Source organism: Streptomyces sp. RPT161, assembly GCF_027533845.1.
GTDB lineage: Bacteria > Actinomycetota > Actinomycetes > Streptomycetales > Streptomycetaceae > Streptantibioticus_A > Streptantibioticus_A silvisoli_A.
Window position 1 is genome coordinate 1 of the sequence record NZ_JAPZVN010000041.1, and the last position, 19,794, is coordinate 19,794.

A 19,794-nucleotide genomic window follows, 5' to 3' on the forward strand; every position below is an offset into this window, starting at 1 on the left:
AAAGCTGGTCACCGCCGAGGAGATCGCGGCGCCCGACTACTGGACCCGCCACGCCCGCGAGGCGGTCCGCTTCCTCGACGCCGTCCAGGCGCTGGAAGCCCAGAACGTCACGACGTACCTCGAACTCGGGCCGGACGGCGTCCTGTCGGCGATGGCCCAGGACTGCGTGACGCACCCGGAGAAGGCGGCCTTCACACCCACCATCCGCAACGCCCGTCCCGAGCCGGAAGGGATCGCCACCGCCGTCGCCCAGGCCCACATCAAGGGCACCCCCGTCGACTGGCAGGCGTACTTCGCGGGGGCTCGTCGCGTGGACCTTCCCACGTACGCGTTCCAGCACCAGCGCTACTGGATCGATGTCCCTCCCGTAGTGGTGGGCGACGTCACCTCCATCGGCCTGGGGGACGCCGATCACCCGCTGTTGGGTGCGGCTGTGGAGTTGCCGGAGTCCGACGGCATCGTCTTCACCGGGCGGCTGGGGCTGCGCACCCACCCGTGGCTGGCCGATCACGCGGTGGCCGGAACGGTGTTGCTGCCCGGGACGGCGTTCGTGGAGATGGCGATCCGGGCCGGGGACCAGGTCGGTTGCGACGTACTGGAGGAACTCACCCTCCAGGCTCCGCTGATCCTGCCCGAGGACGGCGCGGTGCAACTGCGGCTGTCCGTCGCGGAGCCCGACGGCTCCGGCAGGCGCCAGCTGGCCCTGCACTCGCGCCCGCAGGACGCCCCGGCCGAAGCGCCGTGGCTCCGGCACGCCAGCGGTGTGCTGGCGGCCGGCTCGGCCCGTCCGGCGCACGACCTCACGGTGTGGCCCCCGGCCGACGCACGGCCGCTGGACGTCGAGGGACTCTACGAGCGGTTCGCCGAGGGCGGCTTCGGGTACGGCCCGGCGTTCCAGGGGCTGCGGGCGGCGTGGCGGCGCGGCGACGAGGTCTTCGCCGAACTGCGGCTGCCGCAGGAGCAGCACGCCGACGCCGCCCGGTTCGGGCTGCACCCGGCGCTGCTCGACTCGGCGCTGCACGGCCTGGCCCTGGGTACCTTCACCGGCGAAGCCGAGGGCGCACCGGCGATCCGGCTGCCGTTCTCGTGGACCGGTGTCACCCTGCACGCCAGCGGTGCCGACACACTGCGGGTGCGGATCACGCCGGACGCGGACGGTTCGGTGTCGCTGACGGCGGCGGACGAGACGGGCGACCTGGTCGCATCGGTCGAGTCGTTGGCGCTGCGGCAGGTCGATCCGGCCCAACTCGGCGCACCGCAGCCGCAGTTCCATGACTCGCTGTTCCGGGTAGAGTGGACGGCCGTTCAGGCCCAGGAGACGGCCGCGGCCCGGCGTTGGGCCGTGGTCGGCGTCGATCACCTCAAGCTGGCGGCCGTGCTGGAGACCGCAGGCGCCGTGGTCGACGGATATGCCGATCTGGCGGCCCTGGCCGGTGTCGTACGGGCGGGCAAGCCGATGCCGGACGTGGTCCTGGCGCCCTGCGCCCCGGCCGAGTCCGCCCGGCAGGCGACTCACGACGCCCTGGCCCTCGTTCAGGGCTGGCTGGCGGAGGAGTCCTTCGAGGGCTCCCGGCTGGTGTTCGTCACCTGTGGCGCGGTTGCCGCGCACGGCGACGCGGGTGTGCCGGATCTGGCGCACGCACCGGTGTGGGGTCTGCTGCGCTCGGCCCAGACGGAGAACCCGGGCGCCTTCACCCTGCTGGACGTCGACGGTCAGGACGTCTCGTACGCCCTGCTGTCGGCCGCGGTGGCGAACGACGAGAGCCAACTGGCCGCACGTGACGGCGGTTTGTACGGGCCGCGCCTGGCCAGGGTTCCCGTCGCCGCCGAGCCGCAGGACCGGCCGTCGTTCGGCCCGGACGGCACCGTGCTGATCACAGGTGCCAGCGGCGCGCTCGGTGGACTGGTCGCCCGGCACCTGGTGGTCGAGCACGGCGTACGGCACCTGCTGCTCACCAGCCGTCGCGGCGCGGCGGCCGAGGGCGCCCCGCAACTGGGCGACGAGCTGGCCGGGTTGGGCGCGGACGTCACCTGGGCGGCCTGTGACGCGGCCGACCGTGAGGCCCTGGCCGAGCTGCTCGCCGACGTGCCCGGGGAACATCCGCTCACCGCGGTCGTGCACACCGCCGGTGTGCTGGACGACGGGCTGATCCCGTCGCTCACCGGGGACCGGATCGACACGGTGTTCCGGCCGAAGGTCGATGCGGCGGTGAACCTGCACGAGCTGACCCGGGACCTGGACCTGACCGCGTTCGTGCTGTTCTCGTCCGCGGCCGGCACCTTCGGCACCCCCGGTCAGGGCAACTACGCGGCGGCCAACGCCTTCCTGGACGCCCTCGCACAGCGGCGTCGCGCCGACGGGCTGCCCGCGGTCTCGCTGGCCTGGGGCCTGTGGGCACAACGCAGCGCGATGACGGGCGAGTTGGCCGACACGGATGTGCGGCGGATGGCCAGGGGCGGTCTGCTGCCGCTGTCCACCGAGCGCGGACTGGCGCTGTTCGACACCGCCTGCGGGCACGCCGACGACGCCGCACTGGTCCCGGTGGACCTGGACACCGCGCCGCTGCGCGCCCAGGCGGCGGCCGGTGCGCTGCCCGGACTCTTCCGCGGGCTGGTACGGGGCGTTGCGCGCCGGACCGCACACGCCGGTGGGGCCGTTCAGCCGGAGGCGGGCACGCTGCTGCGGGGTCTGGCCGGGCTGGACGAGGCCGAGCAGGAGGCCGTGCTGCTGGAACTGGTGCGTGAGCAGGTCGCCGTCGTCCTCGGTTACGCGTCGCCGGACGAGGTGAGCGCGGGCCGGGAGTTCCTGGAACTGGGCGTGGACTCGCTGACCGCCGTCGAACTGCGCAACCGGCTGAACGCGGCCACCGGGCTGCGGCTGCCACCGACGCTGCTGTTCGATCAGCCGACGCCGATGCTGACCGCCCAGCGGCTGCGCGCCGAACTGGCCGGTGCCACTCCCGAGGCAGCGGTGGACGGCCCGGCCGAGACCCCTGACGGAGTGTTCGGGGCGATGCTGCGGCAGGCCGGTGAGCTGGGTAAGTCCGGTGAGTTCATGGGTCTGTTGATGGAGGCCTCGCGGTTCCGTCCGTCGTTCGGCTCCGCGGCCGAGCTGCGCAAGGCGCCGAGCCTGGTGCGGCTGTCCTCCGGCGAGCGGCAGCCGGGACTGGTCTGCTTCTCCTCGATCCTGTCGATCTCCGGACCGCACCAGTACGCCCGGTTCGCCGCGGGCTTCCGGGGCCGCCGGGACGTGTGGGCGCTGGGCGCGCCCGGCTTCCTCGCCGGGGAGCAGTTGCCGGCCAGCAAGGAGGCGGTGATCGAGGCGCAGGCGCAGGCGGTGGTACGGCACGCTGACGGCAGGCCGTTCGTGCTGCTCGGCCACTCCTCGGGCGGAATGCTGGCGCACGCGGTGGCCGCACGGCTGGAGTCCGAGGGGTCGGCGCCGGAGGCGGTGGTGCTGATCGACATCTACTCGCACGACGATGACGCGATCGTGGGCATCCAGCCGGGCCTGGCCGAGGGGATGAACGAGCGGCAGGAGAGCTACGTGCCGGTCGACGACACCCGGCTGCTGGCGATGGGCGGCTACTTCCGGTTGTTCGGCGACTGGAAGCCGCGGCCGATCAGCACTCCGACGCTGTTGGTGCGGGCCGGGGAGCGGCTGTTCGACTGGTCGAAGGACGGTGACTGGCGGTCCTACTGGGACCTGGAGCACACCGCGGTGGACGTACCGGGCAACCACTTCACGATGATGGAGCGGCACGCCGACACCACCGCGCGGGCGGTGGACGACTGGCTCGGTCGCTGACCGCGGGCACCGAAAGGGCCGGGCTCCTCGGAGCCCGGCCCTTTGGCGTTGGTTGGACGCGTTACCTGGTGCGACCGCGGTCGCGTTCCCGCTCGCGGGAGCGCTTGGTCAGGCCGACCGCCATCACCTCGAAGTTGTCCTTGGTGCAGTCCAGCCGGTGGAAGAGGTTGTCCGGGCCGGTGACGCACACCTTGGTCACCCCGGCGCCCTTCAACGTGGCGACGACATCACGCCAGTTGATCGGCCGGTCGAAGGTGTCCAGCATCATCGTCCGCATCGCGGCGGCCGAGTTGATGACGGTGCCGTCCTGGTCGGTGACCACCGGCAGCTTCGGGTCGGCCAGTTGGTACGAGGCGAACACCTGCTGCTCGGCCTCACGGCGCAGTGCGGAGAACGCCGGGGCGTGCACCGGGGGCCGCATGGAGTACATGGAGTACCCACCGGCCTTGCTGATGGCCTGCTTGAGGCCGTCGAGTTCCTTCTCCCGCACCGAGAGCATGTAGAAGCCGTCGTCGAGGTAGCCGGAGAAGTCGTACCACTCGTCGCGCTCGTCGAAGTCGGCCAGGATCTCCTTCAGCCGCTCCTCGGGGGTGCGGACGAAGGAGTGGGTGACCACGTCGGTGTACTCGCGACGGAAGAAGTCCTCCTCCAGCCGGGCCAGTTCGACGGTCAGCCGGACCACCTCGGCGAAGGACAGGCTGCCGACGTAGGCCGCCGCCGCCTTCTGCCCGAAGCTCGGGCCGACACAGAAGTCGGGCCTGATGCCCAGGGTCTCCTCGGCCTTGTCGGCCAGGGCCATCGAGTTGACCAGAAAGGCGACCTGGCTGAATTCCGAGTAGTCCTCGGTGGCTTCCCGGAAGTTGTCGAAGACGGAGGTGCCCAGCGCCTCGTCGGCCTCCGCCAGACGGCGCCGGGCGTACGGGTCCAGCATCAGGAACTTGCCCACCTCGGAGAAGCGGGAGGGCCCCATGCCGGGGAACACTATGGCGGTACGCGCCTGCTCGGTTGCGGTCATTTCGTGGTGTACGCCCTTACTGTTCTCGGTTGCTCTCCACCACGGCAGGGGCCTTGGGACAAGCCCCAAGGCCCCTGCCAGGGTTCTGCCCGACGGGCATCAGTCCTGCGCCCTCTTGTGGAAGCCTCGGATGCCGATGAAGCCGTAGATCAGCGTGGTCGCCGCGATCGCGCCGACGCAGATCCCCAGCGGTATCGAGTGGGGCCCGCCCTTCGGCAGCAGCAGCCCGCGCATCGCCTCACTGACGTACGTCAGCGGGTTGAAGGCGCACAGGATCTGGAACCACCGGATGTGGGACAGGCTGGCCCACGGGAACTGGGTGGCGCCGGTGAACATGATGGGGGTCAGCGTCATCGCGAAGACGATGCTGATGTGGCGTGCGGGCGCCAGGGTGCCCAGCGTCAGGCCGACCGCGCCGCCCACGATGCCGCCGAGCGTGATGATGCCCAGGGTCGCCGGCATGGTGTGCAGCGGCCAGGAGACATGGTCGAGCAGCCCCAGACCGATCGGGATCATCACCAGCGAGCCGATCACTCCGCGCATCGCGCCGAAGATGATCTTCTCGACGGCCACCAGCGTCACCGGGATCGGCGCCAGCAGCCGGTCCTCGATCTCCTTGGTGTACGAGAAGTCGATGGCCAGCGGAAGCGCGGTGTTCTGCAGCGAGACCAGGAAGCTGTTGAGCGCCACCACACCGGGCAGCAGCACCTGTTGGAACCCCGGGTTGGTGTAGCCGAGGTTGCTCAGCACCTTGCCGAAGACGAACAGGATGAAGAACGGCTCGACCAGCACCTGGCCGAGGAACGGCGCCAGCTCCCGGCCGGTGACGAAGACATCCCGCCACAGGATGAAGTAGAACGTCCGCCAGCGGGTCGCCCGGCGCCGGTGCCGTCCGGCACGGGACTGCTGGACGGCGACGACGGTGGCCTCCGACTCCTCGGCGGGCAGCGTCGGCGCGGCCGTGGAATCGGACGTGGAGGTGGGGGCGGTGGTCATCGCATCTCCCTACCGGTCAACTCGACGAATACGTCTTCCAGGGTCGAATTGCCGACGCTCATGTCCTTGATTTCACAGTTCGCTTCGGCCAGTGCCTTGATGACGGTGGGCAGGATCACCGAGGAGGCGGCGTCGGAGTAGACCTTCAACCGCACGTCCGCCGACTTGGTTTCGTGGTGGAACTCGAATCCGTTCTCGCCGAACTCGGCGCCTGCGAGCGGATCCTCTTCTTCTTGGCGGACGATCTCGACATTGGCTACCGAATCGATCCGCTTCAGCTTCTGGATAACGCCGTCCGCACCGGACTCCGGTGGTGCGATGGTGACGCTGACCGAGGTGTTGGAGAGCTTCTCCATCAGCGCCTGCGGAGTGTCCAGGGCCAGCAGCCGGCCGTGGTCGATGATTCCGACCCGGTCACAGAGTTTCTCGGCTTCGTCCATGTCGTGGGTGGTGATGACCACCGTCACGCCGCGTTTGCTGAGTTCGGCCACCCGCTCGCGGACGAAGAGCTGGGACTGCGGGTCGAGACCGGTGGCCGGTTCGTCCAGGAACAGCACCCGGGGCCGGTGCATCAGCGCCCGGGCGATCATCACGCGCTGCGCCTGACCACCGGAGACCTCGTCGGAACGGGCGTTGCCGTGATCGGTGAGGCCGACGAACTCCAGGCTCTCGTCGGCCAGTCGGTTGCGCTCGGCGCGCGGCAGACCGTGGTATCCCGCGTGGAACACCAGGTTCTGACGGATTGTCAGGGAACGGTCGAGGTTGTTGCGCTGCGGTACGACGGCGAACGACTGGCGGGCCACCGCGGGTTTGGCGACCACGTCGACGCCCTGCACGAACGCCAGCCCACCGGTCGGCGCCACGCGGGTGGTGAGAATGCCGATCGTGGTGGTTTTTCCGGCTCCGTTCGGGCCCAGGAACCCGAAGACCTCACCATGGTTCACGGTGAAGCTGAGGTTGTCCACGGCGGGGTGTTCACGGTCGGGATATTTTTTGACCAGCCCGTCGACTAGGACGGCATAATCCAGCGGACGTATTGTGTTCATTGACCCTGCGAATCAAGCTGGACGCTATAACGGCAGCACCGGCGTTCTGCCGCGAGGGTCGCACGTGCGGCGGGCTGCGTCGTTGTGCGCCGACGGATTGGGGAGCAATATGGTGCGTGCCATGTCTAGCACGACTGCCCACACCATGGACCTACCGGACCGTTAAGTTAGGGGTTCGTGCCGCTCACTAGGGGTGCTTAGGGGGAAATTCCGGGTGTTGCGACTCCCCGGAATAACCCCATAGCATCGCCGCGTGACCGCGTCGAAGGATTCTGCGCAACAAATGACGGCGGGACATCCGCCGCACGACGCGCCTCGCGATTTCGCGTCCGCCATATCCGTGCCGCCGTCTTCCGCCACCGAGTGCCGCTGGCTGGTGGTGGGCGCGGGCGGCACGCTGGGGCGCGAGGTGACCGCCCGGCTGACCGTTCGAGGCGCCGACATCGTGGCGTTGGGCCGTGCCGAGCTGGACATCAGCGATGCCCGCGCGGTCGAGCGAGCCGTCGCCGAACACCGCCCCCGGGTGGTGGTCAACTGCGCCGCGTGGACCGCCGTCGACGACGCGGAGTCCCAGGAGGCCGCCGCCGCGCGGATCAACGCCGACGGTCCGCGCCACCTGGCCCGCGCCTGCGCCGCCTCCGGTGCCCGACTGCTGCACGTCTCCACCGACTACGTGTTCGGCGGCGCCCCCGAGGACTTGGGCACTCCCTACGGTGAACTGGCCTCGCCGACACCGCACACCGCGTACGGCCGCACCAAACTCGCCGGCGAGCAGGCCGCGTTGGCCGAGCTGCCGCACGCCTCCACCGTGGTGCGCACCGCCTGGCTGTACGGCAGGGCCGCCACCGGCACCGCGACCACCGGCTTCGTCGGCACCATGGCCCGGATCGCGCTTCAGGAGGACCGCACCGTCGACGTGGTGGACGACCAGCACGGCCAGCCCACCTGGGCGGGCGACCTCGCCGAGCGGCTGATCGAACTCGGCGGGCTGCCGCTGGAGCGGTCCACCGGAATCTTCCACGGCACCGGTGGCGGGCACACCACCTGGTACGCGCTGGCCCGTGAGGTGTTCCAACTGGTGGGCGCCGATCCCGAGCGGGTGCGGCGGATCGGCAGCGACCAACTGGTGCGCGCGGCGCGCCGCCCGGCATGGAGCGTGCTGGGCCATGACGGGTGGGCGAAGGCCGGCCTGCCCCCCTTGCGGCACTGGCGCGCGGCGCTCACCGAGGCGCTCACGGACGCGACCGGCCGGGCCGCCGACCCCAAAACCCCGGTAGCGGAGGCGCGTTGAGCCATGAAACCCCTGTCCATCGACGGCGCCTGGGTGCACCAGCCGCGGCAGTTCGACGATGACCGCGGCACCTTCCTGGAAGTCTTCCAGGGCGAGCGGCTCCTGGAGGCGACCGGCCGCCGGCTGAACCTCGCGCAGGCCAACTGCTCGGTGTCCCGCCGTGGTGTGCTGCGCGGTGTGCACTTCGCCGACGTACCGCCCAGCCAGGCCAAGTACGTCACCTGTGTGCGCGGCGCGGTCCGCGACGTGGTGGTGGACCTGCGCACCGGCTCGCCGACGTTCGGCGAGTGGGAGGCGGTGGAGCTCAACGACGTCGAACGCAACGCGGTGTTCCTGTCCGAGGGGCTCGGCCATGCCTTCCAGGCGCTGACCGACGAGGCGACCGTCGTCTACCTGTGCTCGACCGGATACGACCCGGGCCGCGAGCACGGCGTCAACCCGCTCGACCCGGACCTGGGCATCGACTGGCTGGACGGCACGGCACCCATCCTGTCCGCCAAGGACGCCACCGCCCCGAGCCTGTCCCAGGCCCAGGCGGCCGGTCTGCTGCCGTCCTACCAGGAGTGCCGGGCCTTCCTGCACTCCCTCGCCTCCGCTACCAGCGAGAGCACCGAGCCGATCGAGGAGACCCCGTGAAGGCGCTCGTCCTGTCCGGGGGGTCCGGCACCCGCCTGCGTCCCCTGACCCACACATCGGCGAAGCAACTCGTCCCGGTGGCCAACAAGCCCATCCTTTTCTACGTACTCGAAGGCATCGCCGAGGCGGGTGTCACCGAGGTGGGGATCATCGTGGGCGACACCGCTCCGGAGATCCGGGCCGCCGTGGGAGACGGTTCGGCCTTCGGCCTTACGGTCACCTACATTCCGCAGGAACGGCCGCTGGGCCTGGCACACGCGGTGCGCATCGCGCGGGACTGGCTCGGCGACGACGACTTCGTCATGTACCTGGGTGACAACTTCCTGGTCGGCGGGATCGCCGACCAGTTGGCGGACTTCCGGGACACCACACCGGACGCCCAGATCATGCTCACCCGGGTCAGCAACCCCTCCGCCTTCGGCGTCGCCGAACTGGACGACGAGGGTCGGGTCGTCGCGCTTGAGGAGAAGCCGGCGTTCCCCAAGAGCGACCTCGCTCTGGTCGGGGTCTACTTCTTCACGCCCGCCATCCACGAAGCGGTCAACGCCATCGCCCCGTCCGCACGCGGCGAGTTGGAGATCACCGACGCCATCCAGTGGCTGATCGACCACGACGCCAGGGTGCGCTCCTCGGTCGTCACCGGTTACTGGAAGGACACCGGCAACGCCACCGACATGCTGGAGGTCAACCGCACGGTGCTCGACCGGCTCGATCCGCGCTGCGAGGGCACCGTGGACGAGGAGAGCGAACTCGTCGGCCGGGTCGTCATAGAGCCGGGCGCCACGGTCTCCCGCTCCCGGATCGTCGGACCGGCGATCATCGGTCGCGGCACCCGCATAGAGGGCTCCTACATCGGGCCGTTCACCTCGGTCGCCGACCACTGCACCATCGCGGACAGCGAGATCGAGTACTCGATCGTCCTCACCGGCGCCACGATCGACGGCGTCCGCCGCATCGAGGCGTCCATGATCGGCCGTGACGTGGCGGTCACGCCCGCCCCCCGTACCCCGCAAGCCCACCGCCTGATCCTCGGTGACCACAGCAAGGTGCAGATCCGCTCATGAAGCTCCTGATCACCGGCGCCGCCGGTTTCATCGGCTCCCATCTCGTGCGCACCGTCCTCGGCCCCGACCGGCCGCTCGGTGACGACGTGCGGGTCACCGTCCTGGACAAGCTCACCTACGCGGGCTGCCTGGAGAACCTCGCACCGGTCCAGGACGCGCCCGGCTACGTGTTCGTCCGCGGTGACATCACCGACGTCGCCCTGGTCGACCGGCTGGTCGCCGAGCATGACGCGGTGATCCACCTGGCCGCCGAGTCGCATGTGGACCGTTCCATCGCGGCGGCACAGGACTTCGTGCACACCAACGTCCTGGGCACCAGCACCCTGTTGGACGCCGCGCTGCGGCACGGCACCGCGCCGTTCGTGCACGTCTCGACCGACGAGGTGTACGGCTCGGTGCCGTTCGGCTCGTCCACCGAGGACGACATGCTGCTGCCCAACTCGCCGTACTCCGCGTCGAAGGCCGCCAGCGACCTGATAGCGCTGTCCTACCACCGCACCCACGGCCTGGACGTGCGGGTGACCCGCTGCTCCAACAACTACGGCCCGTACCAGTACCCGGAGAAGGTCATCCCGCTGTTCGTCAGCCGTCTGCTGAGCGGCCAGAACGTACCGCTGTACGGCGACGGCGGCAACGTACGGGACTGGCTGCACGTGGGCGACCACTGCAGAGGTCTGCTCGCGGTGCTCACCGGCGGTAGACCCGGCGAGATATACAACATCGGTGGCGGCACCGAGCTGACCAACAAGCAGCTCACCGAAGTGCTGTTGGAGGCGTGCGGGGCGGACTGGGACCGGGTGGACCTGGTCGCCGACCGCAAGGGGCACGACCGCCGGTACAGCGTCGACTGGACCAAGATCCGCGACGAGCTGGGGTACCGGCCGGTCCATGACTTCACGCTGGGCATAGCCGAGACCGTGGACTGGTACCGCAACAACCACAAGGTGTGGACCCCCCTCAGGCAGGGGCCGCCGACCACATGACGGAAGAGACCACGCCCGACGACATCGGCCTGATCAGGATCCTGCAACCGGCCACCCCGAGCAGCTTCCGCCTGGTCTGCTTTCCGGGCTTCGTGAACTCCACCGCCTACTACCTGGCGTTGGCGGAACTGCTGCTGCCCACCGTGGAGGTACTGGTCATCCAGTACCCGGGAGACGCGGGGGATCCCGACGACCTGTGCCACGGCGAGGGTGAACCCGTCCAGGACGACGAGGAGTTGGCCGACCAGATCTTCGAGGCGCTTGGTGACTGGACCGACCGCCGACTGGCGTTCTTCGGCCACCGCGACGGCGCCTACCTCGCCTACCGGGTGGCCCAGCGGCTGGAGAGGGAGACCACCGCACTGCTGATGACGCTGTTCGTCTCGGGCCGTAACGCCCCCGGGGTGCACGCCCCGCTCGGCCCGCCGACGCTGAGCTGCCGCATCGTCGCGCTCACCGGCAACCACGACCCGCGCACCACACCAGCCGGGGTACGGGCCTGGCGACGGTGCACCGGCGGGCGGTTCGACCTCGAAGTCCTGCCCGGCGCGCAGCGCTTCCTCGACAACAGCAAGCGCGAGGTGGTCAACCTCGTGCATGACCAGCTCATGTCGATATCGATCGAGAACATTGCAAACACCATGAACATTGCCAATGTCAAAGCCATTCAAGCCGAGTAGGACAAGGAAGCCTACGTATGACCGCGAGAATATTTGCAGTCGACTCGGTACAGACACTCGATGACTTCGAGCGCGACGCGCTGCGCATCGCCGCCGTCATCCGCGACGGCGGAGTCGGCACGGGCGACCGCGTCATGCTCAAGGCCGGGAACTCCGCCGCCTATGTCTGCGTGCTGTTCGCACTGATGCACGTCGGTGCCTCCATCGTGCTGGTCGATCAGCAGGAGCATGTCGAGGAGACCCGGCGGATCGCGCTGCGCACCGGCGTCAAGAAGACCTTCGTGGACGACGACGCGCCCATCGACGCCGAGGCCGACCCCGTCCACCTCTACGAGCTGCTGGTCGCCGCGACCGACCGTCCGGCCGGCACCGAGCGGCTGTCGTTCGACGCCTGGGGCGAACTGCCGGACGGCCTGATCATGTGGACCTCGGGCTCGACCGGCACCCCCAAGGGTGTCGTCAAGTCCGGTGCCAAGTTCCTGCGCAACCTGGAGCGCAACGCCGCGCAGGTCGGCCATCGGCCCGATGACGTGCTGCTGCCGCTGCTTCCCTTCGCCCACCAGTACGGCCTGTCGATGGTGCTGATCGCCTGGCTCACCCGGTGCTCGCTGGTGGTCGCCCCCTACCGTCGGCTCGACCACGCGCTGCGCATGGCCGGACAGACCGGTACCACGGTGATCGACGCCACACCCTCCAGCTACCGCAGCATCCTCAACCTGGTGACCCGCAAGGCCGCGCTGCGCGCCCACCTGGAGTCCACCAGGATGTTCTGCGTCGGCGCCGCACCGCTGGACGCACCACTGGTCGCCGCCTACGCAGAGGAGTTCGGCCTGCCGCTGCTGGACAGCTACGGCAGCACCGAACTGGGCAACATCGCCTTCGCCACCCTGGACAATCCGGTCGCCACCGGCCGCCCCATGGAGGGCATCCAGGTCAGGATCGTGGACGAGGACGGCCGGCCGATGCCCGCCGGAGAGGCGGGCGAGATCCAGGTCGACACCCCCGACGCGCTGGAAGGCCACCTCGCCGAGGACGGCACGCTCATCCGCACACCGACCGGCTGGCAGCCCACCGGCGACCTCGGCCATCTGGACGAGCACGGCAACCTGTTCGTCCTCGGTCGCAAGCTCGCCGTGCACCGCATGGGCTACACGCTCTATCCCGAACTCATCGAGCGCAAGGTCGAGGCCGCGCGGTGCCCGGTACGGGTGGTACCGCTGCCGGACGAACGGCGCGGCGCGCAGCTGGTGTTCTTCGTGGAGGACGAGCAGCGGCGGGACGCCGCGCACTGGCGCGAGGTGCTCAACGAGCTGCTGCCCGCCTACGAGCAGCCCAACCGGGTCATCGTGCTGGACGCCTTTCCGCTCAACCGCAACGGCAAGCCGGACAAGCGCCGACTGGAAGCCCTCGCCCAGGAATAGGTGGACGGAAAAAGGGGGTTGGCGGATGTGACTCCGCCAACCCCCCTTTTCCTTGTGCGGTTGTTCAGACGTACGGAAGTTCAACGGGCGCCAGGTCATGGAAGAGATCCCCCGGCCCCGGATTGTGCGGATGCGTACCGCCGCCGAGGTGGTTGACGACCCCCCACACCGCGTTCAGCGCCGTGGTCACCGCGCCCTCGGCGAAACCGGCCGTCCAGGAGACGTCGTCGCCGCACAGGAAGAGACCGCGGTGCGCCGGATCCATCTCCTCCTGCATGAACTGGGTGAAAAGCCGCCGCTGATAACGGTATTGACCCGGCAGGTTCGACTTGAACGCGCCCATGAAACGCGGTTCCGTCTCCCACGTGATGGTGATCGGGTCACCGATGATGTGCGAACGGATGTCGACGTTCGGATGGATCGCCGCCAAACTGCTCAGCAGCGCCTCAAGCCGCTCGTCCGCGGAAAGGGTGGCGTACTTCAGTGAATCGTCGTTCCAGGTGTACGACAGGCACATGACCGCGGGCCGGTCAGGACCGTCCTCGAAAAGATAAACACCGCGCGGCATCCGGTCGGTGAGCGTCATGCCCATCACCTCGTGTCCGGTTTCCGGATCGGTGTCCCGCCAGAACGGCCGGTCGACCAGCACGAAAACCTTTGACGATCCCATGTAGTGGGTGCGCTCCACGGCTGTCCAGTGCTCGGTGGACAGAATCCGCGGATCGCAGTCGATCCGGTGCAGCAGCGTCCACAGATGGGGAGTGAAGACGACCGCCGGGTACTCCCGCACGGTGTTCTCCTCGTCCGTCACCGAAAAGCCTGCGGAGTCCGGGGTCCGGGCGATCCGGGTGACGGCGGGCCGGGGAGCGCCCCCGTGCAGCCCGGCCAGTGACGTCCCGGCGGGCCAGTGCGCCAGGTCGGCGGGAGCGTGCCGCCACAGTCCGCGCGGCACCTGCTGGCAGCCGCCCGCTATGCCGACCTGGTTTTCGTCCGCCTCGGTGAACACCACTCGCAGGATCTCAAGGAACGAATTGGGGAAATCCGTGTCCCACCCGCCGGTGCCGAATCCCACCTGCCCGAAGATCTCCCGATGCCGGAACGACTGGAACGAGGGGGAGGTGGCCAGGAACCCGTAGAACGACTGGTCGTCGAACTCCGTGACCAGCCGGTTCCACACCACCTTCAGCGTCTCCACATCACCGCGCCGCATCGCGTCACGCACCGTGGACAGCTCGGCCCGCTCCTGGAGCGCCTTGTCCCAGGCGTCGGACACCTCCTGGTAGATCCCCGGCAGTTCCTCCACCGAACGTGCGTGATGGCGGCGGCCGTTGAGGTCTATTACGGTGCTCGGGGTGCTCGGCGCCAGCGGATTGGGAAACGGAAAAGTGCGCAGGCCCAGCAGGTCGATGTAGTGGAACAGCGAACGGCCGGACAGCGGAAACCGCATGGCGCCCATCTCGGCGATGCGTTCCGGTTCCCCGGGAAACGGCACGGAACGCATTCGGCCGCCCAACTGCTCGGCCTCGTAAAGCACGGGACGCAGCCCGAGCCGCATCAGTTCGTAGGCGGCGGTGATTCCCGCCATACCGCCGCCCACAACGGCGATCTCGGTTCCGGCCCTATCCGGCGGCAGGCTGCCGAGCCCGGCCGGATGACGTAGCCAGCTGTCGTACGAGAACGGAAAATCCGGCACGAGCATGAACCCACGCTATTTTCGCCCCGGTTACCCCGCCAACCCCTACCGACCCTGGTTTCCGGCGATGGTCCGGAATGGTTTCAGCGTTCCGCGGCGGGCAGCGCGATGGTGGTGACGATCAGCCCGCGGCTGGCCGTCCAGCGGCCGCAGAACGCGTCCATCCACCGACCCGAAGCGTGCCGCGCCGGACGCAGTACCTGTGCGGTGAACGTGCCGGAGCTGCCCGCCGGGTCGACGGTCTGGGTGGCGAAGGCGATCTCCGCGTCCTCGAAGTCGAGTTCGCTGCGCATCATGGGGTACCACGCCTTGTAGACGCACTCCTTGGCGCTGAACAGCAGCCGGTCCCGGTGCACAGCGCCGGGCACCGCCGCCCGCACCCAGGACAGTTCGCTGGGCAGGGCGATCGACTCCACCACCCCGGGCCGCAGCGGAAGATCGGGTTCGGCGTCGATGCCGACGGTCACCATCTCCGCCGCCCTGGCCAGCGCCGCCGCCCGGTAGCCGTCACAGTGCGTCATGCTGCCGACGATCCCGTCCGGCCACCGCGGCGCGTTGCGCACCCCGGGCAGCACCGGCGTGGGTGGCAGACCCAGGTCCGCCAACGCCCGCCGGGCACAGGCCCGTACGGTGGTGAACTCCCGGCGCCTGCGCTCCACCGAGTTGCCGAGCAACTTCCGCTCCTGCGGGAACAACTCGTCCTCGGAGCAGTCCTCGAACGCCTCGGCGCGGGCCACCGCAGCGGGAAGCAGTTCGCCTATCACTCGCCGTTCCCCTCCTTCTCGCCGTCCTCGGGGTACGGCAGGATCTGCCGCAGCAGCCCCCGCGGATGGCCGCGGCGGCGCCACTCTCGGGGGTAGCCGATCGAGACCTCCTCGAACCGGATCCCGTCGTGCCAGGTGGTCCTGGGGATGTGCAGATGCCCGTAGACCACCGCCGCGGTATTGAACCGGCGGTGCCAGTCGGCGGTCAGCTCGGTGCCGCACCACTGCGCGAACTCCGGGTGCCACAGCACGTCGGTCGGCTCCCGCACCAGCGGATAGTGGTTGACCAGCACGAGCGGCACCGAAGGGTCGTGCGCCGCCAGCCGCCGCTCGGTCTCCCGCACCCGCTCCCGGCACCAGGCGTCCCGGCTCGGGTACGGGTCCGGGTGCAGCAGGTACTCGTCGGTGCACACCACGCCCGCCTCGTGCGCCCGGGCCAGCGACTCCTCCTTCGTCGTGGTGCCGGGCGCCCGGAAGGTGTAGTCGTACAGCAGGAACAGCGGCGCCACCGCCACCGGCCCCTGCGCTCCCCGCCACACCGGATACGGGTCCTCCGGGGTGACCACGCCCAGGCCGCGGCACATCTCCACCAGATGCCGGTAGCGCTGCTCGCCGCGCAGTTGCAGCGGCTCCTCGCGCGGCGTCCACAGCTCGTGGTTGCCGGGCGCCCACACCACCTTGGCGAAACGGCTGGTGAGCAGCCGTAGCGCCCACTCGATGTCATGCGTCAGCTCACCGACGTCCCCGGCGACGATCAGCCAGTCACCGTCGCTCGTCGGCCGCAGCGACTCGGTGATCGGCCGGTTGTCCGGCATGCCGATGTGCAGGTCGCTGACGGCGAGCAGCCGTCCGTCGGATCTGCCGGGGGTCGGGCTCGGCGCCGAGCCGTCAGGCGCTGTGTGCGACATCGCTGTCCAAACTGACCGGAAGGTCCTGGCGGTGACTTATGTTGATCTTGCGGTAGACGCGGGTGAGGTGCTGTTCCACCGTACTGATCGTGATGAACAGCTTGGCCGCGATCTCGCGGTTCGTATAGCCGTACACGGCCAGTGAGGCGACGCGTCGCTCCGCGTCGGTGAGCGAGGCGACCGCGGCGGTGTCCGCCCGGCCGTTGCCCGAGGGCTCCCCGCCCGTCTCCGACGAGCCGCCGCGCACCGGGGTGGGCTGCAGCGAACGGTACAACTCCTCGGCGCCGCAACCCTCCGCCATCCGCCAGGCCCGTCGGACCAGCAACCGGCCCTTGGCCACCTCACCGAGTTGCTTGTGCGCCTGGCCCAGATCGGCCAGTGCGCGCGCCATCTCGTAGCAGTCACCGCCCGACTGGAGCGCGCTGATCGCCTGGCCGAGCAGCTTGGGCCGCTCGGCAGGCGGCAGCGTGGCGGCCAGCACCCGCCGTGCGGCGCCCCGGACACGGGGTTGCGACTCGGCGGCGCGGGCCAGTTGGTCCTTGGCCCACTCGGCGGCCTTCTCGTGGTTGTCCAACGCCAGCCAGGTCTCCGCCATGCCCAGCCGCCACGGCACCAGGGTGGCCGAATCCATGCCCCAGGCGCGCATCCGCTCGCCGCAGGCCGCGAAGTCGGTCATCGCGGCATGGTGGCGGCCGGTGGCCAACTGGTGGCGGCCACGCGCGTAGAGGTAGTGCGCGCCGTACCTGGTGGCGTACATCGCGTCCGGAACCGGGGACTCCAACAGCTCGGCCGCCGTGTCGTGGTGGCCCATCGCGGTCCTGGCCTTGACCAGCGTGGCCAGCGGCATGCCGATGCCAACGCCCCACCCGTGCGCCGGAAGTTGTTCCAGCGCCTGCTCGGCGCACTCGACCGCCTTGACCAGGTGTCCGCGGCGGTAGGCGATCTCCGCCCGTACCGCGTTGAACGCGGCCAGCCAGCTCGGTGCGTTACGGGCCTCCGCCTCCGCCAGCAGCCGGTCGCACCACAGCGTCGCCGGGCCCAGCCGCTCCGCGTAAACCAGCGCCAGCAGCGCCGTCTTGAGCACCTGCCGGGACATGTCGGTCAACCGCGTGCCGCGCAGCACCTGTTCGGCCTGCTCGGCCACGGCGTCCCCGGACTCCTGGCGCAACGCGGCCTGGAGTGCGCTGAGCGCCCTGATCGGCATCACCGCCGCCGTGGCGCCACGGCCGCCGTGCTCCTGCCCGGGCCAGTGCTGGACCTTGCCCAGTGTCCCAGGGTACGTGGAGGCCATCAGCAGCCGGGCGGCCTGGAGTTCGCTGCCCAGCCGGGAGTCGGGCTCCTTGGACATCACGTCGTTGACCTGTCGGATCGCCGCGGTGGCGTCGTCCATCTGACCGTTCCACAGCATGCCCAGCGCCAACTGCAGCGTCTGGTTCGGCGGCAGCAGCCCGGCCCGGGCGGGCGCGGCCAGCGACTGCAACTGCTGTGCGGACGCGGACGGCTTGACCCGCCAGAGGATCTCCGCCAGCTCCGCCCTGATCGCCAGCCGCTCCTGGTCGTCGGCGCAGCGCCGCTCGGCGGTCTGCAGGCAGCGGGTGGCGAACGCGACCTCGTCGTCGGCGAGTGCCCAGCGCGCGGCCTCCCGCAGCACCTGCGGTACCCACTCCTCGTGCGACGCGGGCTGCTCGTGGTCGATCAGCTGGTGCGCCACGGCGGTCGGGCTCGCGCCGTCCTCGTAGAGCAACCGTGCAGCAAGCGAGCGCAGTTGGGCGGCCGACTCGGCGGGCAGGTCCTCCAGCACGGCCTCGCGTACCGCCTCATGGCGGAACGCGGTGCCCGGCTCGTTGAGGATGCCTGCCTCGGCGAGCGCGGAGACGGCCTGCCGGACGGTCCGCTCCTCCAGCCCGACCAGCGCGCACAGCAGCGGTAGCGCCTCGGCGCCGCCCAGCACCGCGATGCCCCGCGCGGTCAGCAGGTTGTTCTCGCCGCCACGGTGTACGCAGCCCAGGGCGGCCTGCCGGAACATTTCTCCGGCCTTGGGGGTCAGCGCCACCCGGCCACCACTGCCCGGGGCCGGGCGCGGAGTGTCGTCCAGGAAACCGTGCAGCAGCAGCGGATTGCCGCCGGTGGCCGCGTGGAGGGCCGGTGCGATCCGGTCCGCGTCCACCGCGCCGAACGTGTCGGCGAGCAGCCCGTTGACACCCCGCTCCGACAGCGGGCCAAGCCGTACGTTGCACAGGTCGAGTTGGTGGCCCAGCTCCCTGACGGAAGCTGGCGTGCCGCAGGCGCGGTCGCCGCAGGCGACCAGCAGCGAAGGCCGGTTGCCGGGCAGCCGGCGGACGGCGTACGCCAGGCAGGTCAGCGACTGCGGGTCGGCGAACTGCACGTCGTCGATGGCGATCAGCAGCGGCCGCTCCACGGTGAGTTCGGCGAGGGTGCGGTGGAAGCAGCGCAGGATGGTGAGCGGTACCTGGGGGTCCGAATCGTCCGGTCGTGGGTCGTGCTCGGACGGCAGTGGGAACAACAGCGGTGGCAGGCCGTCGCCTTGCGACGGCAGGCCCTGTAGGAGCTGTTCCAACACCGCGTAGGGGAAGGCCTGTTCCGAGGGTGCGGCAACCGCGCTGAGCAGTTGGACGCCGGAGGCCATGACGCCTTCCGACACCTGATTCAGCAGTGCGGTCTTGCCCGAGCCGACACCCCCGCTTATGACACCGACACGGCCCCGGCCGTCGGATCTTCCGGCGAAAAACCGGATGAGCCGAGCCTTCTCCTCATCCCGCTCGATCAACAAACTCGTCATTTCCTTCCCCGTTAAGACGCGCAGAAATCCGGGGGCCATCAAGGAGGCCGGTCAGGTGGCGTTCCGCTACCGGCGGCTGTGTTACCGAACGGTAGTTCTGGAGGGTTCCGGAATGCCTCTCACGCCTCGCGCGTGCGAAATCCCGCTAAGTGGGCCACGATCTCGTGCTCCTTCCCCCGTACGCTTCCGGGACGACGTCAACGACCCGCGCGGCTCAGGTCAGTTCGCGCGCAGGCCTGGTCACGGACGTCGGCCGGGGCCTCTGGCCGAAGGCTCTTCGGGAACTCTAGCAACCGCCCGGACGGGTGAAGAAAAGCATGGGCGAGGTGCGCGCCACGTGAAAGTAACGTGCAAATCACCAGCGGGTGAACGGGCCGTTGAATCGAATGGGTCCCGGTGTGCCGGCCACCGCTCCGGCGGGCGTGGCGAGTTGGCGATGACTGCTGGTCACGTCGGGTTAGGGGGGTGGTCGGCGGACGGTAGGGGGCGATGGTGGTGGAAGTCTCACTGCTGTACGGGTTTGAATCGCCGAACGTGGGTGCGGAAGGCCCACGGTTGACCGAACGTCGGACCACGACTTCGGACCACTTTGTCGCCCGGCACACCGGGCTCGGGGGTGGAGCGACCATGACCACGATCACCCAGGCGACGCCTCACGGGCGGGCAACGCCTCCCGACGGTGAGGCCTA

The 19,794-nt window shown here is 69.7% G+C and carries 14 protein-coding genes; 7 read left to right on the forward strand and 7 right to left on the reverse strand.

Going from position 1 to position 19,794, the window contains the following annotated elements; genetic code table 11:
* Positions 1 to 3,808, forward strand: a 3,808-nt coding sequence (locus O5O46_RS34345; RefSeq protein ID WP_269859607.1) for a type I polyketide synthase, incomplete at its 5' end; no start/stop codon positions are given.
* Between the two features lie 61 nt (positions 3,809 to 3,869).
* On the opposite strand, the gene O5O46_RS34350 is transcribed toward O5O46_RS34345, so the two are convergent.
* The 3 genes from O5O46_RS34350 to O5O46_RS34360 form a co-directional block, all read right to left on the reverse strand.
* Positions 3,870 to 4,823 (reverse strand): ACP S-malonyltransferase, encoded by a 954-nt coding sequence (locus O5O46_RS34350; protein WP_269859608.1) that lies wholly within the window; start codon positions 4,821 to 4,823, stop codon positions 3,870 to 3,872.
* 99 nt (positions 4,824 to 4,922) lie between these two features.
* Positions 4,923 to 5,819: an ABC transporter permease gene (locus O5O46_RS34355; protein WP_269859609.1), complete on the reverse strand. Its 897-nt coding sequence runs from the start codon at positions 5,817 to 5,819 to the stop codon at positions 4,923 to 4,925.
* Complete coding sequence (locus tag O5O46_RS34360) at positions 5,816 to 6,865, reverse strand: ABC transporter ATP-binding protein (RefSeq protein ID WP_269859610.1); 1,050 nt, start codon at positions 6,863 to 6,865, stop codon at positions 5,816 to 5,818. The genes O5O46_RS34355 and O5O46_RS34360 overlap by 4 nt, the downstream gene beginning before the upstream one ends.
* A 283-nt stretch (positions 6,866 to 7,148) precedes the next feature.
* Between O5O46_RS34360 and rfbD the strand changes: the two genes are divergently transcribed.
* From rfbD to O5O46_RS34390, 6 genes are read left to right on the forward strand one after another with little or no spacing between them, the layout of a single operon-like run.
* On the forward strand, positions 7,149 to 8,156 hold the full coding sequence (gene rfbD / locus O5O46_RS34365; protein ID WP_269859611.1) for a dTDP-4-dehydrorhamnose reductase: 1,008 nt from the start codon (positions 7,149 to 7,151) through the stop codon (positions 8,154 to 8,156).
* A gap of 3 nt (positions 8,157 to 8,159) precedes the next feature.
* Positions 8,160 to 8,792: a dTDP-4-dehydrorhamnose 3,5-epimerase gene (rfbC, locus tag O5O46_RS34370; protein ID WP_269859612.1), complete on the forward strand. Its 633-nt coding sequence runs from the start codon at positions 8,160 to 8,162 to the stop codon at positions 8,790 to 8,792.
* Positions 8,789 to 9,856 carry a glucose-1-phosphate thymidylyltransferase gene (locus O5O46_RS34375; RefSeq protein WP_269859613.1) on the forward strand — a complete coding sequence of 356 codons (1,068 nt, stop codon included), beginning with the start codon at positions 8,789 to 8,791 and terminating at the stop codon, positions 9,854 to 9,856. The genes rfbC and O5O46_RS34375 overlap by 4 nt, the downstream gene beginning before the upstream one ends.
* The gene (gene rfbB, locus O5O46_RS34380) at positions 9,853 to 10,839 is read left to right on the forward strand and encodes a dTDP-glucose 4,6-dehydratase (protein ID WP_269859614.1); all 987 of its coding nucleotides are present in this window, start codon (positions 9,853 to 9,855) and stop codon (positions 10,837 to 10,839) included. The genes O5O46_RS34375 and rfbB overlap by 4 nt, the downstream gene beginning before the upstream one ends.
* Entirely contained in the window at positions 10,836 to 11,519 is a 684-nt protein-coding gene (locus tag O5O46_RS34385; protein ID WP_269859615.1) for a thioesterase II family protein, read from the forward strand. Before rfbB ends, O5O46_RS34385 begins: the two co-directional genes overlap by 4 nt.
* 17 nt (positions 11,520 to 11,536) lie before the next feature.
* Positions 11,537 to 12,940 carry a class I adenylate-forming enzyme family protein gene (locus O5O46_RS34390; RefSeq protein ID WP_269859616.1) on the forward strand — a complete coding sequence of 468 codons (1,404 nt, stop codon included), beginning with the start codon at positions 11,537 to 11,539 and terminating at the stop codon, positions 12,938 to 12,940.
* A 64-nt stretch (positions 12,941 to 13,004) separates the two neighbouring features.
* On the opposite strand, the gene O5O46_RS34395 is transcribed toward O5O46_RS34390, so the two are convergent.
* The 4 genes from O5O46_RS34395 to O5O46_RS34410 form a co-directional block, all read right to left on the reverse strand.
* A complete protein-coding gene (locus O5O46_RS34395; protein ID WP_269859617.1) occupies positions 13,005 to 14,639 on the reverse strand; it encodes a flavin monoamine oxidase family protein in 1,635 nt (544 codons plus the stop codon).
* 77 nt (positions 14,640 to 14,716) lie between these two features.
* On the reverse strand, positions 14,717 to 15,397 hold the full coding sequence (locus tag O5O46_RS34400) for a 4'-phosphopantetheinyl transferase family protein (RefSeq protein ID WP_269859618.1): 681 nt from the start codon (positions 15,395 to 15,397) through the stop codon (positions 14,717 to 14,719).
* Positions 15,394 to 16,305 carry a metallophosphoesterase family protein gene (locus tag O5O46_RS34405; protein ID WP_269859619.1) on the reverse strand — a complete coding sequence of 304 codons (912 nt, stop codon included), beginning with the start codon at positions 16,303 to 16,305 and terminating at the stop codon, positions 15,394 to 15,396. Before O5O46_RS34405 ends, O5O46_RS34400 begins: the two co-directional genes overlap by 4 nt.
* Entirely contained in the window at positions 16,286 to 19,105 is a 2,820-nt protein-coding gene (locus O5O46_RS34410; RefSeq protein WP_269859620.1) for a helix-turn-helix transcriptional regulator, read from the reverse strand. Before O5O46_RS34410 ends, O5O46_RS34405 begins: the two co-directional genes overlap by 20 nt.
* Positions 19,106 to 19,794 lie beyond the last annotated feature (689 nt).